We start from the raw sequence: 16,038 nt of genomic DNA on the forward strand, positions 1-16,038 counted from the left end.
CTAGGCTACCGTCTTCTCAGCTACCGTCCGGTGAGGGACCAGGCGTCTTCGGAACCGTCCTCGTCGTCGCCGGAGCTGGCGTCGGCGCCGTCGTAGTACTCAACGTTCTGGGTGCGGTTGTCCAGATCAGCCGCCACGAGGTCCTCGGCATAGCCGCCCTGGGCGATGTTGGCATTGGCGTTGTCACTCAGGGCCGCGGTCTGTGAATCAGGAGCAGCCGGGGATTCCTGGCCCTTCATGGCGGCCAGCACCGTGGCGAGGTCATCGGGCTTGACCAGCACGTCGCGGGCCTTGGATCCCTCGGAGGGGCCCACCACTCCCCTGGACTCAAGCAGGTCCATGAGGCGGCCGGCCTTCGCGAAGCCCACACGCAGCTTGCGCTGCAGCATCGATGTTGAGCCGAACTGCGTGGTGACCACCAGCTCGGTGGCCTGCAGCAGCACGTCGAGGTCGTCTCCGATGTCGTCGTCGATCTGCTTCTTCGGCGCTTCGGCGGCGACGTCGTCGCGGTACACGGCCTTGAGCTGGCCCTTGACGTGCTCCACGACCTGGTGGATCTCGGACTCCGTGACCCAGGCGCCCTGAACACGCATCGCCTTGGAGGCGCCCATGGGCAGGAAGAGGGCGTCGCCCTGGCCGATCAGCTTCTCCGCTCCTGGCTGGTCAAGGACCACGCGGGAGTCGGTCACTGAGGACGTCGCGAAGGCCATGCGGGAAGGCACGTTGGCCTTGATCAGGCCTGTGACGACGTCCACGGAAGGCCGCTGCGTGGCCAGGACCAGGTGGATGCCGGCCGCACGGGCCAGCTGGGTGATCCTGACGATGGAGTCTTCGACGTCGCGCGGGGCCACCATCATGAGGTCGGCGAGTTCGTCGACGATCACCAGCAGGTAGGGGTAGGGGCGGATGACGCGTTTGGAATCCACCGGCGGGTGGACCTTGCCGGCCCGGACGGCCTTGTTGAAGTCGTCGATGTGCTTGAAGCCGTAGTTGGCGAGGTCGTCGTAGCGCGCGTCCATCTCGCGGACCACCCACTGCAGGGCTTCGGCGGCTTTCTTGGGGTTGGTGATGATGGGCGTGATCAGGTGCGGGACGCCCTCGTAGGCCGTGAGTTCCACGCGCTTGGGGTCCACCATGACCATGCGGACCTCATCGGGCGTGGCCCGCATCAGGATTGACGTGATCATCGAGTTCACGAAGGAGGACTTGCCGGCGCCGGTGGCGCCGGCAACGAGCAGGTGGGGCATTTTGGCGAGGTTCGCCACCACGTAGCCGCCCTCGACGTCCTTGCCGACGCCCATCACCATGGGGTGGTCGGTGCGGCGGGCGTTCTGGCTGCGGAGGACGTCGCCGAGGGAGACCGTCTCGCGGTCCGTGTTGGGGATCTCGATGCCGATGGCTGACTTGCCGGGGATGGGGCTCAGGATGCGGACGTCAGAGCTGGCCACCGCGTAGGAGATGTTCTTGGACAGGGCGGTCACCCGCTCCACCTTGGTGCCCGCGGACAGTTCTATCTCGTACCGGGTGACGGTGGGGCCGCGGCTGAAGCCAGTTACCTGCGCGTCCACGTTGAACTGGTTCAGCGTGTCCGTCAGAGAGGCCACGATGGCGTCATTGGCTTCGGTGCGCTCCTTGGGAATGGAACCGGGAGTCAGCACGTCCGACGACGGCAGCGTATAGGTGACGTCGCCAGCCAGCGACAGCTGCTCCGTGCGCTGCGGGATGGGTGTGGGCAGCGGCGCGGGTGCCACCGGCTTCGACGGAACCTGCGCGGCTGCTGCAGCAGCCGGAGCGGCGTTCAGCGAACCTGCCGCCACCATCCCCGGCGTCACCAACGGGATGGCCTCCGTGGCGTTGTCTTCGGCGGCGCCCGCCGTAGTTTCCCGGTTCGAGGCCCCGAGGCCTTGGGCAGCCTTGATCTTTTCGACGGCGATCTCCGCCTGGGTGGGGCGGCGGACGCCGGGCGCCACCGCTGAGGAACCCTTGCCGGAAGACGCAGGCGGGGCGTCGTCGTCAATGACGGCATGCTCAAAGGCCTCGTCCCCGACGTAGCCTTCCAGGCGGGCGTCGGAGTCCTGGTCTTTGCCGAAGAGCCGCTTGCGCTTCTTCTTCGGCGCTGCCGGAGCGCTGTTTTCGTAAAGATAGCTGCGGTCGTGGCTATCGCTGTCGTCGTCCTGAAGGTCGATGCCCATCAGGTGCTCATAGGCCCCCCGCAGCCGGCGCGGGATCGCGCCGAACGGTGTGGCCGTGACGATGAGCACGGAGACAAAGGCCAGCAGCCCGTAGAGTGCCAGCGGAACGGCAGCGTGAATGGCCGCCAGCGGGGACGCCGCGAGGAATCCCAGCATGCCGCCCGCCCGGCGGAGGCCGTCGAAGCCCTCGCTGACGGTGGGCTGGCCGCCGATGATGTGGGCGAGCCCGCAGCCCGCGAAGGTCATAATGAGGAAACCGATCCCCACCCGGTTGTTTCCGCGGCCGTCGGCCGGCTGGCGGAACAGCCGAAACGCGCAGACGAACAGCATGAGCGGCAGCACCAGGGACATCCAGCCGAAGGTGCCGTTGACGACGGCGTAGACCGCATCCGGGAACCAGCCCCGGAGGCCCCACCAGGCGAAGGTGGCGATGAAGACCGCCAGCGCAAGGTTGAACAGGGCGGCACCGTCACGCCGCTCTTCCGGTGCGAGGTCGCTGACGTCATGGCCGATCCGGCGCACTCCCCCGCCCACGAGGTGCCCGATGCCCTGCCAGGCGCCGCCGGCCACGCGCAGCAGCCACGGCTGGTGCGGTTCGACGGCGGCCAGCTGGCGCGTGCGGGCGGTTCCGCCGGACGCTCCGGCCCGGCTGGATTTTGATGCCGGAGAACCGGCGCGGCCTGCGGACGTGCCTGTCTTAGCGCTCGGAGTACGTTTTGGCGCGGGGGAAGTACGTGTGGCCATATGTGCCACGGTACTCCAACCCAGGCCGGATTCCGCGGATTTCCGGGCCTTGGGGGCTGTGTTCACCCGCTCCCAAAGCCCGGCGGCGCCCGTTTAGGCCTCCAGGACCACCGGAATGATCATGGGCTTGCGGCGGAGCTTGCGGTTTACCCAAGTGCCGACCACACGCCGGACAACCTGCTGCAACTGGTGCGTGGTGTGGTCCGTCCGGTTGAGCACGGCTTCCTCAAGCGCGGCATTGATCCTGGGGATAATGTCGTCGAAAACCGAGTCGTCTTCGGCTACGCCGCGGGCGTGGATCTCCGGGCCCGAGACCACTTTGCCGGTGGCGCGGTTGATGACCGTGATGATGGAGATGAAACCTTCATCCCCCAGGACGCGGCGGTCCTTGAGATCGGCGTCGGTGATTTCGCCGACGCTTGAACCGTCCACGTAGACGAAGCCGACCTCCACCTGGCCCACCACGTCAGCCTGGTGGTCCCGGAGATCGATCACCGTGCCGTTGTCCGCGAGCAGGATGCTCGCGTCGGGCACACCCGACTCCTCGGCGATTTTTCCGTTGGCGATCAGGTGGCGCGTCTCCCCGTGGACGGGCATCGCGTTGAGCGGCTCGAGGATGTTGTAGCAGTACAGCAGCTCGCCGGCCGCGGCATGGCCCGAGACGTGGACCTTGGCGTTCCCCTTGTGGATGACGTCCGCGCCCAGTTTGAGCAGGCCGTTGATGATGCGGAAAACCGCGTTCTCGTTGCCCGGAATGAGGCTTGACGCCAGAATGACGGTGTCGCCTTCGCCCACCACCACTGGGTGGTCACCATTGGCCATGCGGGATAGCGCGGCCATCGGCTCACCCTGGGAACCGGTGGACATCAGCACCACGCGGTTGTCGGGGAGGTTCCCGATGTTCTTGACGTCGACGAGGATGCCGTCCGGCACGTCCAGGTACTCAAGCTTCGCGGCGATGGCCATGTTGCGGACCATGGAGCGGCCCACAAAGGCAACTTTACGGTTGTGCTTCGCCGCGGCGTCCAAGACCTGCTGGACGCGGTGGACGTGCGACGAGAAGGAGGCCACGATGATGCGCTTGCTGGCCTGCCCGAAGAGCCGGTCCAGGGTGGGTCCGATTTCCTTTTCAGCGGTGGTAAATCCGGGGACATCCGCGTTCGTGGAGTCGGACATGAACAGGTCCACGCCCTCTTCGCCGAGGCGGGCGAAGTGGCGGAGGTCGGTGATCCGGCCATCCAGCGGCAGCTGGTCCATTTTGAAGTCGCCGGTGTGCAGGACGGTGCCGCCTGCGGTGCGGAGGAAGACCGCCAGAGCATCCGGAATCGAGTGGTTGACGGCCACGAATTCACATTCGAACGGGCCGAACTTCTCCACTTGTCCTTCTACCACCGTGAGCGTGTACGGCTTGATCCGGTGTTCCTGCAGCTTGGCCTCGATGAGGGCAAGCGTCAGCTGCGATCCGACCAGCGGGATGTCGCTGCGGAGCCTGAGCAGGTACGGAACCGCACCGATGTGATCCTCGTGACCATGGGTCAGCACCACGGCAACGATGTCGTCAAGCCGGTTTTCGATGTAGGAGAAATCGGGCAGGATCAGGTCCACGCCGGGCTGCGTTTCCTCAGGGAACAGGACGCCGCAGTCCACGATCAGCAATTTGCCGTCGATTTCGAAGACGGCCATGTTGCGGCCGATCTCGCCCAGCCCGCCGAGCGGAACGATCCGCAGGGTTCCTTGGGGAAGTCGGGGAGGCGTGACAAGGCCGGGTAGCGCTACTTGGGTCATAATGCACTTCTTTCCAGGCGGAAGAGTGCCGGTCTCAGTCCGTCAGGAAAAGACCAGCCCTCCCTCCGCCAAGTCCTCGCGGATGATTTCGATCTCGGCTTCGTCCGGCTCCACGAGGGGCAAACGGACAATCGAGTTGGGCAGGACTCCCTGCCATTTAAGAATTTGCTTGGCCGCAACGGCTCCCTGGACACGGGTCATCGTTGCGCGCACCACGGGCTGCAGCTCGAAGTTGATCTTGCGGGCCGTTCCGAGGTCGTTCGCATTGACGGCGTCGATAAGGTCCCGGAAGCGGCGGGTAGCAACGTGGGTTGTGACACCCACCAGTCCTACGGCGCCCAGGGCCATCCAAGGAAGGGTCAGTCCGTCGTCCCCGGAGTAGAAGAGAAGGTCGGTCTCTGCCATGACGCGTGTGGCCGCAGTGAAGTCTGCCTTGGCATCCTTGACGGCGACGATATTCGGGTGCTGGGCAAGACGGATCATGGTGTCGGGCTCGATCGGAATGGAGGAGCGGCCCGGAATGTCGTACAGCATGACGGGGACATCTGTTGACGACGCGATGGTCTCGAAGTGTGCTCGGACGCCGGCCTGGCTGGGCTTGTTGTAGTAGGGCGTGACGAGCAGGAGGCCATCGACGCCGAGGGCGGCCGCCTGCTGGGAAAGATGCACGGAGTGCGCCGTGTCGTTGGTCCCGGTGCCGGCGATAATGGCGGCCCGCCCCCCGACAGCGTCCTTGACAGCGCGGAACATTCCGAGGTTTTCCTCGTCCGTGAGGGTAGAGGTCTCACCTGTGGTTCCGGTAACCACCAGGCCATCGCAGCCGTCGTCCACGAGCTTGCTGGCCAACTCCGCCGCCTGCCCGTAATCCACTTTGCCATCCTTGGTGAAGGGCGTGACCATCGCGGTCAGGAGGGTACCAAGAGCAGGAATGTTCGCGGAAGTGTCAGCCATGGGAAAAACGTTACCCTGTCACCTGCACGTTAGGACAATGGCCGGCACGTGATGATGGTCAAACACCTGGCTGCCGTCAAATTGCGGCGCCGGCTCGTCACATGGCGGGATGCCGGTACCGATCGAGGGCACCCCGGCGCAGAACCGCCGTGACAACTTCCGTTCCGCTCCCCGCCGCGTGCTGCATGACCAGGCCGTCGGGGCCCCAGAAACCGCTCAGTCCGCAGGACGGTCCCAGCGGCGTGTGGCCGCCAAGGTTTGCAAGGACCGTGTACAGGCGGTTGTCCATGGCCCGCGCCCCCAGATGCAGCCCCAGCCGGTGCCCTTCGCCCTGGGTGTACAGCGCAGAAACGGCGTAAACGTCCGCGCCGCCCCCGGCCGCGGCATCCGAGTGGCCGGGGTGGGCTGCGTCGAAGCAGACGGCCAGGGCTATTTTCCAGCCGTCCACAGTCAGGATGGCGGGACCCGGACCGGCGGTGAACAGCGCCTCCTCACCGCCGTGGAGGTGGGTCTTGAAGGCTGCCTCTTCAGATCCGTTCGGATGGACGGCCAGGGATGCGAGCCTCGGCGTCCCGTCCGCTGTCCGCAGCGCCGCACCCACGACGGCGGTCACTCCGGTCCGGCGGCAGATCTCCCGGACCGCACTGAGGCGCGCGTCGCCCGGCACCAGCCACTCGTCCGCGTTCCGGAACATCGGCAGGTCGTACCCGGTCAGGGACAGTTCGGGAAAGATGACGAGCCGGGCGCCGTGGGAATCGGCGTCCTCGATGAGGCGGACGTGTTCGGGTATGTTGGCCCCGATCCCGCCCGCGACGGCCTCGTATTGGATGGCGGCTACTGTCAGCGCTCCGGTCACGGCTCCATCCTAGGCGGGACCGTTCCCCGCACAGTAGCGGCCCACAGCCGTCTCCCGCAGCGACTCTGCCCAGGACGCGAGCCGCTGGGCGGCGCGAACGTAGTGGAACAGCTCCGTGGGCGTCAGCGCCTCAACGTCGGTCTCCGACAGGCGGCGGGCCAGCTCCGCGCCGGGGGCCTGGGCTGAGAGGGGGATCCCCTCACGCCCCCATTGCACGTCTTCGGCGGGCTCGCCTGCGACGAGCCGCCGGAAGAGGTAGTCCACCACTCCCGGGCTCATCGCTTTCAGCGGTCCGTCATTGCCGCGCCTCGGTGCGGCGCGGTGAACGGAGCTGCTGTCCCCCGCCTGCTGTCCCGGCTGATGACGCGATGGGTTGACCTGGTGCCCGGATGAGTTGATCATGCGGAAATACTATTCGAACATATATTCGAACACAAGACCCGCGGCAGCGGGAGATGAATGCCCGGTCAGAAAACGTCATGGCGGGATGTGAGACGATCACATCATGACCTCGCGGAGCACGGCTGCATCGTCCAGAACAGCAAAAGGACCTGCAACCGGCACCCGCCTCGCGGGCATCGACGCCGCTCGCGGCCTCGCCCTCTTGGGAATGATGGCCACGCACCTGCTGCCCACGTTCGAGGCGGATGCCGCCCTGACTCCCACGTGGATCGGGCTGACGTTTTCCGGCCGTGCTGCGGCCCTCTTTGCCGTCCTGGCCGGAGTCGGGCTGGCCCTGTCCACCGGCAAGCAGCGCCCCCTGGAAGGCAGTGCCCTCACAGCTGCCCGGCGGGGCATTGCCCTGCGAGCGCTGGTGATTGCCGTCGTCGGCCTGGCCCTGGGCGGCCTCGACGTCAACATCGCAGTGATCCTCGTGCACTATGCCGTGCTCTTCCTGTGCATCCTGCCCTTCATCGGGCTGCGGCTGAAGGCCCTGTGTGCCTGGGCGGCAGGCTGGATCCTCGGCTCCCCCGTGCTGGCATTCCTGCTGCGGCCATGGCTGATGGCCGCGGATCCGCCCCTGCAGCTCGATCACAACCCGGGCTGGGAGGACCTGTCGGCTCCCGGCCGGCTGCTCGGTGACCTGTTCCTGACGGGCTATTACCCCGTGGTCCAGTGGATTTCCTATCTGCTGGTGGGCCTCATCATCGGCAGGCTGGCACTGACGACGTCGCTACTCCCGGTGCTGCTGCTGGCCGGAGGTACCGCTGTGGCCGCCTTCGCCAAGGTTCTGGGCACGGCGGCCATGGAGGAATGGGGCGGCCACGCCGCGTTACAGTCGATCCTCACTGATCCCAACTACCCGCTGGGCAGCCTCCTGCAGGTCAACCTGGCCGGGGTGCGGCAGGAGGGCTCGTGGTGGTGGCTGGCGTCCAGCGCACCGCATTCGGGGACCACCCTCGACCTGCTCCATACAAGCGGCGTGGCCGCGGCCGTCGTCGGACTCTGCCTCCTCGTGGGCCGGCTGGGCGAATGGCTGGACCTGGACCTGCTGCTGCCGCTGCGCGGCGCCGGTGCGATGACCCTGACCCTGTACACCGCGCACGTATGCGTGGTGGCCTCGTTCCACCTCAAGCCGCTGCCGCCGGGATGGACCGAGGACGGGATGTACTTTGCCCACGCCGCGCTGGCTGTGCTGATAGGGATGGCCTTCGTGATCCTGAAGAAGCGCGGCCCGCTCGAATGGCTTGGCCACGCCGCGAACCAGGTGGGACGGCACGAGCCGGCCAGGGTCCGGTAGCCCGGGTTCCGTCAGCAGGATCCGGGCGGCTATCCCGCCAGGGCACCCTTGGAGGTGCGAAAAAGCCGAACGGCGTCGCGCATGGAAGAACGGGCACGCTTGCGGTCGCCGGCGGCGTCGTACGCGCAGCTGAGGCGGAACCAGGAACGCCAGTCGTCCGGGGCTGCCTCCGTTTCGGCCCGGTACTTCTCGAATTCCTGGTCCGCGGCGGCGCGGACGATCCTTCCTGCCGGCGTGCGGGGCAGGTTGTCAACGGGCAGGCCGCCTTCGGCCTCAAGCACGCGCGCCATCTGTTCGGTGCGGGCGCCGAACAGTAGTTCACGGATAAGGGCCCACGCGCCGATGACAGGCAGGACGAGGTACGCCGCGCCGATCGCCTTGGCAACGGGCTCCGGATCCGTCAGCAGAAGCACGGAGCGCTGCAACGAGACAATGAGATAGAAGACCAGGAGGAGCGTCACTGCCCCAACCCAGATCTTGGTGCGGTTCTTCGCCAGCTGGCCAAGGAGCGGTTTCACAGTTTCTACAGCCCCAGATCCAGGTAGCCGTCCAGGCCAACGGTCAGTCCGGGGTGGAGCGCGACGTTCCGCACGCCCAGGAGGACCCCCGGCATGAACGAGGCCCGGTCAAACGAATCATGGCGGATCGTCAGCTGTTCCCCCGGCCCCCCGAGCAGGACCTCCTGGTGCGCTACGAGGCCGCGAAGCCGTACGCTGTGCACGCGGACGCCGTCAACGTCGCACCCGCGGGCGCCAGCAAGCCCGCTGGTGGTGGCGTCCGGGCTGGGATCCATCCCGGCCGCTGCCCGCTCTGCTGCGATCAGCTGGGCGGTGCGGACGGCGGTGCCGGAGGGCGCGTCAACCTTGTCCGGGTGGTGGAGCTCGATGATTTCCACGGATTCGAAGTATTTGGAGGCCTTGGCGGCGAACGCCGACGCCAGCACCGAGCCAAGGGCAAAGTTCGGCGCAATCAGGACGCCGACGCCCTGGTTGCCGGCGAGCAGCGTTTCAAGCTTCTCAAGCCGTGCTGCGTCCCAGCCCGTTGTGCCCACCACGGCATGCATGCCGTTCTCCACGGCAAAACGGACGTTCTCCTCCGTGCTCTCCGGAACGGTGAGGTCCACGACGAACCGGGCCCCGGCGCTGAGCAGTGTGTCCAGGGAATCGCCACGCCCCAAGGCTGCGACGAGCTTCATGTCGGGAGCCGATTCAACGGCCTTGACTGCTTCGGCGCCCATGCGCCCATTCGCGCCAAGGACGGCGACAGCGAGTTGTTCGGTCATGGATTCAACCCTACCTTTCGCCCGGCCGGCGAAAGGAACCGGTCCCCATGCGTTACCTCCCGTGCCTGAGGGCGCACAGAGGCCGCCGCGTGGCCAGCACCCTTATGAGAAGACTCTCAGACGAGTCTCATGCACCCCTCACGTTTGCCCCTCATCATGGAACTCCAGGGGGACAAGGATCGTGACTTCAACGAGCCGAAGGAGTCCGGAATGCGCATCGACACCCGCGATCTTCACGAGCACGTCGCTCCACAGCAGTGGGAGACCGCCGCCCCACAGGCGCCTGCGTGCGTCCAGCTGGGGAATCCGGAGCTCCGCCAGCAGATCCTGGACATCATCCTGGATGTCCTTTCCGATTCTGAACCTGTACGGCCCGAGGTCCGCGGCCGCCTCCTGCAACATCTGGCGGACAATCCCGGCCACCCGGAACGGGCTCTGCTGGAACATCTCCGGGACCCCGGCATCAAGGCAAACGGGGCACTGGAAGTCCTGTAACGGCCAGTTGCCTGGCTGCCAGAAGCCGCCCCTCACCCGCCGCACGCACATGCGGCGGGGGGCATGGCGGCATTAAGGCCCCTCCAATTCCTGGAGGTGTGAGAGCAAGGCCCGCTCCGGGTTTCCCGGATTTTCCATCAGCTGCCACAGCAGCCTGCGCCGCACCTCGGGGGATGTCGTTGTTCCGGAAATGACGTCAGCGATGACGTCCAGGACCTGACCGCGCAGGGAAGGATCCCCAGCCCTCCGCTCCCTTGACCCGGACTCCAGTGGGTTCCCGGCGTGAAGCCCGCGCGGTCGGGCCTCCGTGTCGGGGTCTCCCGGCTCCATCGGCCCACTCCTTCCGCTCCAATCGGCCAGAGAGCCCCTTCGCCCACTGACCTGAGACCCGCCCGGGCTAGTCGTCCGGGCGTGCCCGGCAAGCCGGCCAGCCGTCGCAACGGCTGGCCGGCTTTCCCCGGCGAGCGTCATCGTGTCGCGCTTCTGCTACGAAAACCCGGACCGAGGACCCCCTGTCCTAAGCCCCCTGCCCCCCACGAGCGGGAACCACCCCCATGAGGGGGGCGGCGGGGGACCATGTGGCGGGGATGCAGGGTGCGGCTTTCCTCAAGACGCCCGGGCGAAAGTTGGAGTGTCCTGAAGTCGAAGATCGCCGCGAACCCTCGGCTGCAGGACTGCCGGGTCCGGACGCACTCCCCCCAGAAGCTCCGGACCCGGCTATACCCCTCAGCTCTCCTCAGCTCTGGAGATGCCGCTCCGCATAGATGCGAAGAGCATCGCGGACGAAGCCCGCTCCGGCCTCGCCGCCATAATTTGCTGCGAAACGCGGATCGGCGACATACATCTCGCCAAGGCCCACCACATATCCCTTCCTGTCGCCGCCCCGGGACGCCGGTGTCCCCGGGATGGCGGTGAGCCAGTCGACGTGGCGTCGCGCCAGGTCCTGCGCCTCAGCACTGTCGGCTGCGGCGCCCGACCCTGCGGCGCGGATCCAGTCCGTCGCCAAATCCTGGGAGCCTTGCCGCCAGGCCTGCTTCTCCTCGGCACTCATTCCGCGCCACCAGGAGTCCCCCTGGGCGTAGGCGTCCTTCCCCCACCGTTCCTCGACTTCGTTTTTGTACTGTGTGTGGTCGAAACCGTCGAACATTTTTTCTGCCACGAGTTCCCCATCTCCTTTCAATGACTCAATGGTTTGCCGGACGGAGGCCGCCTGCCTGGCCAGCCTTGCCTGTTCCTGCTGCAGCCACTCAAGGTGCCCGCCGAGGGCCCTGACGGCATCCGTCTCCTGCCGGAGCACGTCAGAAATCACTGGCAGGCTGAGGCCCAGTTCGCGCAAAAGCAGGATGCGCTGCAGCTGCACCAGGGCAGCGGAGTTGTAGTACCGGTAGCCGTTATGGCCGGTCCGGCTCGGCCTGAGCAGTCCGATGTCGTCGTAATGGCGCAGCGTGCGGCTCGTCGTGCCGGCGATCTTCGCTATCTCCTGGATGGACCAGTCCATGCGTCCTCCCCTTGCCCATCAGCGGCCGGCCGGTCCGGCCCGCTAATGCGACTCTAAAGGTTGACGTTACGGAAGGGTCAAGGCCGCTTTTTTGCCGGGAAGTCACCCGCCGCTCAGGCTCCTGCCCCGACCCATTCCACGGTGCCATCGGCGAAGAACTGTTCCTTCCAGATGGGAACCTGTGCCTTGATGCGGTCAACGAGCTCGGAACACACGGCAAACGCCTGCCCCCGGTGTGCCGCGGATACCGCGCAGACCAGGGCGGGATCCCCGATTTCCAGGGGTCCTACCCGGTGGGCAGCCCAGATCTTCACCGGCGGTGCCTGGGCATCAGCACCGACGGCGTGTTCGGCCACCAGCTGCGCCACGACGTCGGCCATCACCTGGTGTGCCGTGGGGTGCGCGCTGTAGCTGAGCCGCTCGACTGCCTTCCCGCCGTCGTGGTTCCGCACCACGCCGCTGAAGCTGACCACGGCTCCTGCCGTGTCCGACTCCACGGCGGCGATGGCCTGGTCCACGGAGATGGGCTCCGTGCTCAGCACCGCGTGAACTACTTCAAAGGATGCTTCAGTGCCCATGTCCGCCCTCCAGCTGGTCACAGAGATGCCCGATCACCGGGTCCAGCACGGACAGGCCGTCCATGACGCCCTTGGGTGATCCGGGAAGATTAATAATGAAGGTCCTGCCGGCGGCGCCGGCGTGGCCCCTGCTGAGCATGGCGTGCGGGGTCTTGGCTATCCCGGCCTGGCGGATGCCCTCCATGATGCCGGGGATTTCGCGGTCCAGCAGCGGGAGCGTCATTTCCGGCGTGCGGTCGTCGGGGCTGAGTCCCGTGCCGCCGCTGGTGATCACGACGGCGGGCTGCTGGGTCAGGAGCGCGCGGATGGCCGCTCCCACCGGTTCGCCGTCGGGGACCACCATGGCGGGAAACGTCTCAAAACCGTGTTCGGTGAGCCAGTCGATAATGACGGGCCCGGTCTCGTCGCGGTACAAGCCGGCCGCGGCGCGCGTTGAGGCAATGACAACGCCTGCCTTCCGGCCCTGGACGTCGCCGTGGACATGGGGTTGCGTGCCGCTCACAGTGTCCAGTCCCCGCTCTTGCCGCCACTTTTGGCGAGCACTTTGATGTCGGTAAGTACCGCGTGCTTGTCCACGGCCTTGATCATGTCGTAAACGCTCAGTGCAGCGACGGAGGCGGCAGTCAGGGCCTCCATCTCGACGCCGGTGACTCCCCTGGTCCTGACGGTGGCCAGGATGTCCACGGTATCCGGACCGAGTTCGAAGTCGACGGTCACCTTCGAAATCTGCAGCGGATGGCACAGCGGAATCAGTTCCGGTGTCTTCTTGGCCGCCATGATGCCGGCCACCCTGGCCACAGCCAGGGCATCGCCTTTGGGCAGCCCGCCGGTGCCCAGCAGCGCCAGGACCTCCGCGGTGCTGCGGACTGTTGCTGTGGCCGTGGCCTCACGCGTGGTCTCGGGTTTTCCTGAGACGTCCACCATTTGGGCGGTGCCGTCGTTGCGCAGGTGCGTAAGCCCGGCGCTGTCATTTTGTGCAGTCACAACATCCATACTTCCACTTCGGCGCCCTCGTCGAGCGCGGAGATTCCTTCAGGCACGTGGACCAGGGCGTTCGATTGCGCGAGTGCCCTGATGAGGTGGGAGCTTTCGCCGCCCTCGAGCCGCACGGTGCGGTCCGGCAGCAGCGTTCCCCGTCGCACTTGATGCTTGCCTGCCGGCGACGTCAGCGGCTGGGCGAGCCGGCCCTGGATCCTGGCCCGTGGCGCGGGCGAGCCGAAAAGTTCGCTGAGGACGGGACGCAGGAACATCTCGAACGAAACGAGGCAACTGACAGGGTTACCCGGAAACCCAAGGAAAGGGACGCCGTCGAACGTTCCGAGCCCCTGCGGGCCGCCCGGCTGCATCGCCACATGCTGAAAGACCACGGCCTGGCCGTCCATGGCCTGGCGCACCACTTCGTACGCGCCTTTGCTGACTCCCCCGGTAGTGACGATGAGGTCCACGGTGGCCGTGTGGCTGCGCAGGAGGCTGCGCAGCGCGGCGGGGTTGTCGGTGGAGATGCCGGCCCTGACCACTGCCAGCCCCGCCTGCCGCAAGGACGATTCCAGCAGGGTGCCGTTGGCGTCGTAGATTTTGCCGTCCTCCAGTGGTTCGCCCGGTTCCACCACTTCATCGCCCGTAGTGACCAGCAGAACGGTCAGTGCAGGGTGGACCAGGACGTCCGGCAGTCCCAGTGCTGCGAGGAGCCCCAGCTGGCCCGGCCCCAAAAACGTGCCGGCGGGCAGGGCAATTTCCCCAGCCCGGATGTCGCTTCCTGCACGGCGGATATACGTTCCGGCAGGCGCCGCGGGCAGCCGCACCGTCGCTTCCTCGCCGGGTACCGGGAACCTGGCCGGAACGGCCCGCTCAACGGGCACGACGGCATCGGCACCCGCCGGGACCATGGCTCCGGTCATGATGGGGGCCGCCTCGCCCGGCTGCAGCGGGACGGGACGCGAGCCGGCCGGAACCGGAGCCACAACCCGCAGTTCCGCGCCGCCGTCGGGCACGTCAGCAGCGCGGATGGCAAAGCCATCCATCTGGGAGTTGGCGAAGGACGGCAGGCTGACCGGTGCGGTCACGGTCTCCGCCAGCCCGCGGCCCAGGGCATCGGCGAGGGAAAGGCGCTCGGTGCGCCCTGCGGCCGGCAGCGGCTCAAGGAGCTCCCGGACGGCACGCCGGTGTTCGGCCACAGTGCGGTGGGCGTGGGCGGCGTGCCCCGTTTCGGCGGCTGCTGCCGGAGCGGAGGCGAAGGTGGCAGAGGCGTGCGGCTGCGGTTGGCTGTGCATGGTCCTGCCTTCGGGAACGGCGGCTACGGGTTCACGTCAACTCTAATGGTGTGGAAGCCCGTGGCGCCGTCCGGGGCGACCGACCTTTGTTCCTCGGCCTGCGCGGCGCCGCGGAGGTCCGTGGCGCGCACCTGGACCTCGTGCTGTCCCGGCTGAAGGTCGATGCCGAGCTGCCACTGGTACCACGTGTCCACCGAGATGCCCGGGGCGAGGTCGGCCGGCTGCCAGTTGCCCCGGTCCACGCGCAGTTCCACCTTGCCGATTCCGGTGTGCTGCGCCCAGGCCACCCCGCCGAACATCACCGTGCCGGCGCGGGCGGGCCGGCCGTCGCGGGGCACATCGATCCGCGAGGAGATCTTGATGGGGCCGTGCTCTGACCAGCCGCGCGGTGTCCAGTACGCGACGTCGTCGGCGAACCTCGTGACTTTGAGCTCAGTCAGCCATTTCGTGGCGGACACGTATCCGTACAGGCCGGGAACGATCATCCGCACCGGAAACCCGTGCTCCAGCGGCAGCGGATCGCCGTTCATGCCTACCGCGAGCAGCGCATCCCGGTTTTTGTCAGTCAGGACTTCCAGCGGCGTGCTTGCTGTCCAGCCGTCAGTGCTTCTGGACAGCACCATGTCTGCGCCGGGCTTCGGCCCCGCCATCGCCAGCAACTCACGGACGGGCCAGCCAAGCCAGAGCGCATTGCCGATCAGGTCGCCGCCCACCTCGTTGGACACGCACGCGATGGTCACATGCCGTTCCGTGAGGGGTTTCGCCAGCAGTGCATCGAAGTTGAGCTCTACCTCCCGTTCCACCATGCCGGTCACTTTGAGCGTCCATTCGCGCGGATCGATCACAGGAGCGGAGAGTGCGGTGTCGATGCGGTAGAAATCGGGATTCGGGGTGACGAGGGGAACCATTCCAGCCAGGCCAATCTGGGCGCCCTGCGGAATGCCCGCGGCCCGCGAACGTGGGGACGGCAGCCGGAGAGCGCTGCGGAGCTCGCTGACGCCGGCAGCGCCTCCCCGCCAGGCGGTGGCGAAGGCGCCTCCCACCAGGACGGCCGCTGCCGTGCCGCCGAGCAGTTGCAGGAAGCTGCGCCGCTCCGCGCTGTTCTGCCCGGGGTGCTGCCCGCGGGAACGTGGTGCGGCGGCCTTCTGCCAGGCGGCCAGCCGCCAGATCAGGCTTTGGAGCAGCAGTCCTCCGATGCCGGCCGCCAGCACGGGGAGCGCGACGGCGGTGACAGTCACCTGGGCGCGGGTCAGGACTGCCGCCACGCCCACGATGCCGAAGGCCGCGAAAACGGCGGCACCGGCGAAGCGGCGGCGCAGCTCCAGCACACCGGCCACGGCCGCGAGGATTGCGATCACCAGCGCCATGCCGGTCAGCAGCGCTATCTTGTCCGCGGTGCCGAAAAGCGAAACCGCCCAATCTTTGACTCCCGGCGGAGCTGCGTCAATGACTGCGCCGCCCAGCGCCGTCATGGTCGACAGTGAAGGGCTGACGAACCCGGCGATGAGCTCGCTGGCCACCAGTCCCGTGCCTGCCGCCACCACACCGGCGGCCGCAGCCCAGCCGCGGGGCTGCGCACCAGCGCCAGGCCCGGGTTCCGGAATTCGCCCAGACGCGACGGGCGGCTGTTCGGCAGGCTGTTCCGC

16 protein-coding genes are annotated in these 16,038 nt (G+C 67.1%); 2 read left to right on the forward strand and 14 right to left on the reverse strand.

Features of this window, described 5'->3' with window-relative positions; genetic code table 11:
* Window positions 1-20 precede the first annotated feature (20 nt).
* From AC1DD3_RS02555 to AC1DD3_RS02575, 5 genes are all read right to left on the reverse strand, one after another.
* Window positions 21-2,936, reverse strand: a complete 2,916-nt coding sequence (locus tag AC1DD3_RS02555; protein ID WP_476880879.1) for an FtsK/SpoIIIE family DNA translocase — start codon at window positions 2,934-2,936, stop codon at window positions 21-23.
* A 93-nt stretch (window positions 2,937-3,029) separates the two neighbouring features.
* On the reverse strand, window positions 3,030-4,721 hold the full coding sequence (locus AC1DD3_RS02560; RefSeq protein WP_476874835.1) for a ribonuclease J: 1,692 nt from the start codon (window positions 4,719-4,721) through the stop codon (window positions 3,030-3,032).
* Between the two features lie 42 nt (window positions 4,722-4,763).
* Window positions 4,764-5,672 carry a 4-hydroxy-tetrahydrodipicolinate synthase gene (gene dapA / locus AC1DD3_RS02565; RefSeq protein ID WP_476874836.1) on the reverse strand — a complete coding sequence of 303 codons (909 nt, stop codon included), beginning with the start codon at window positions 5,670-5,672 and terminating at the stop codon, window positions 4,764-4,766.
* A gap of 97 nt (window positions 5,673-5,769) precedes the next feature.
* Window positions 5,770-6,528: a carbon-nitrogen hydrolase family protein gene (locus tag AC1DD3_RS02570; protein WP_476874837.1), complete on the reverse strand. Its 759-nt coding sequence runs from the start codon at window positions 6,526-6,528 to the stop codon at window positions 5,770-5,772.
* Between the two features lie 9 nt (window positions 6,529-6,537).
* Window positions 6,538-6,930 carry a hypothetical protein gene (locus AC1DD3_RS02575; RefSeq protein WP_476874838.1) on the reverse strand — a complete coding sequence of 131 codons (393 nt, stop codon included), beginning with the start codon at window positions 6,928-6,930 and terminating at the stop codon, window positions 6,538-6,540.
* A 103-nt stretch (window positions 6,931-7,033) separates the two neighbouring features.
* On the opposite strand from AC1DD3_RS02575, the gene AC1DD3_RS02580 reads away from it, so the two are divergent.
* Complete coding sequence (locus AC1DD3_RS02580; RefSeq protein ID WP_476874839.1) at window positions 7,034-8,269, forward strand: heparan-alpha-glucosaminide N-acetyltransferase domain-containing protein; 1,236 nt, start codon at window positions 7,034-7,036, stop codon at window positions 8,267-8,269.
* Between the two features lie 29 nt (window positions 8,270-8,298).
* Here the strand turns inward: AC1DD3_RS02580 and AC1DD3_RS02585 are convergent, their stop codons facing one another.
* Both AC1DD3_RS02585 and dapB read right to left on the reverse strand, forming a co-directional pair.
* Window positions 8,299-8,787 carry a hypothetical protein gene (locus AC1DD3_RS02585; protein WP_230117566.1) on the reverse strand — a complete coding sequence of 163 codons (489 nt, stop codon included), beginning with the start codon at window positions 8,785-8,787 and terminating at the stop codon, window positions 8,299-8,301.
* Between the two features lie 5 nt (window positions 8,788-8,792).
* Window positions 8,793-9,551 (reverse strand): 4-hydroxy-tetrahydrodipicolinate reductase, encoded by a 759-nt coding sequence (dapB, locus tag AC1DD3_RS02590; RefSeq protein WP_476880880.1) that lies wholly within the window; start codon window positions 9,549-9,551, stop codon window positions 8,793-8,795.
* 129 nt (window positions 9,552-9,680) lie between these two features.
* On the opposite strand from dapB, the gene AC1DD3_RS02595 reads away from it, so the two are divergent.
* A complete protein-coding gene (locus AC1DD3_RS02595) occupies window positions 9,681-10,046 on the forward strand; it encodes a hypothetical protein (protein ID WP_230117564.1) in 366 nt (121 codons plus the stop codon).
* Between the two features lie 72 nt (window positions 10,047-10,118).
* Here AC1DD3_RS02595 and AC1DD3_RS02600 read toward each other — a convergent pair whose 3' ends face one another.
* The 7 genes from AC1DD3_RS02600 to AC1DD3_RS02630 form a co-directional block, all read right to left on the reverse strand.
* Window positions 10,119-10,376: a hypothetical protein gene (locus tag AC1DD3_RS02600; RefSeq protein WP_476880881.1), complete on the reverse strand. Its 258-nt coding sequence runs from the start codon at window positions 10,374-10,376 to the stop codon at window positions 10,119-10,121.
* A gap of 406 nt (window positions 10,377-10,782) precedes the next feature.
* The gene (locus AC1DD3_RS02605) at window positions 10,783-11,544 is read right to left on the reverse strand and encodes a MerR family transcriptional regulator (protein ID WP_476874841.1); all 762 of its coding nucleotides are present in this window, start codon (window positions 11,542-11,544) and stop codon (window positions 10,783-10,785) included.
* Window positions 11,545-11,657: 113 nt separating this feature from the next.
* Window positions 11,658-12,122: a molybdenum cofactor biosynthesis protein MoaE gene (locus tag AC1DD3_RS02610; protein ID WP_230117561.1), complete on the reverse strand. Its 465-nt coding sequence runs from the start codon at window positions 12,120-12,122 to the stop codon at window positions 11,658-11,660.
* On the reverse strand, window positions 12,112-12,624 hold the full coding sequence (locus AC1DD3_RS02615) for a MogA/MoaB family molybdenum cofactor biosynthesis protein (protein ID WP_476874842.1): 513 nt from the start codon (window positions 12,622-12,624) through the stop codon (window positions 12,112-12,114). The genes AC1DD3_RS02610 and AC1DD3_RS02615 overlap by 11 nt, the downstream gene beginning before the upstream one ends.
* On the reverse strand, window positions 12,621-13,115 hold the full coding sequence (gene moaC / locus AC1DD3_RS02620) for a cyclic pyranopterin monophosphate synthase MoaC (protein ID WP_476874843.1): 495 nt from the start codon (window positions 13,113-13,115) through the stop codon (window positions 12,621-12,623). The genes AC1DD3_RS02615 and moaC overlap by 4 nt, the downstream gene beginning before the upstream one ends.
* Complete coding sequence (locus tag AC1DD3_RS02625) at window positions 13,103-14,392, reverse strand: molybdopterin molybdotransferase MoeA (protein WP_476880882.1); 1,290 nt, start codon at window positions 14,390-14,392, stop codon at window positions 13,103-13,105. Before AC1DD3_RS02625 ends, moaC begins: the two co-directional genes overlap by 13 nt.
* A 23-nt stretch (window positions 14,393-14,415) precedes the next feature.
* A complete protein-coding gene (locus AC1DD3_RS02630; RefSeq protein WP_476880991.1) occupies window positions 14,416-15,864 on the reverse strand; it encodes a molybdopterin-dependent oxidoreductase in 1,449 nt (482 codons plus the stop codon).
* Window positions 15,865-16,038 lie beyond the last annotated feature (174 nt).

It is taken from the genome of Arthrobacter sp. 05T444 (assembly GCF_056395905.1).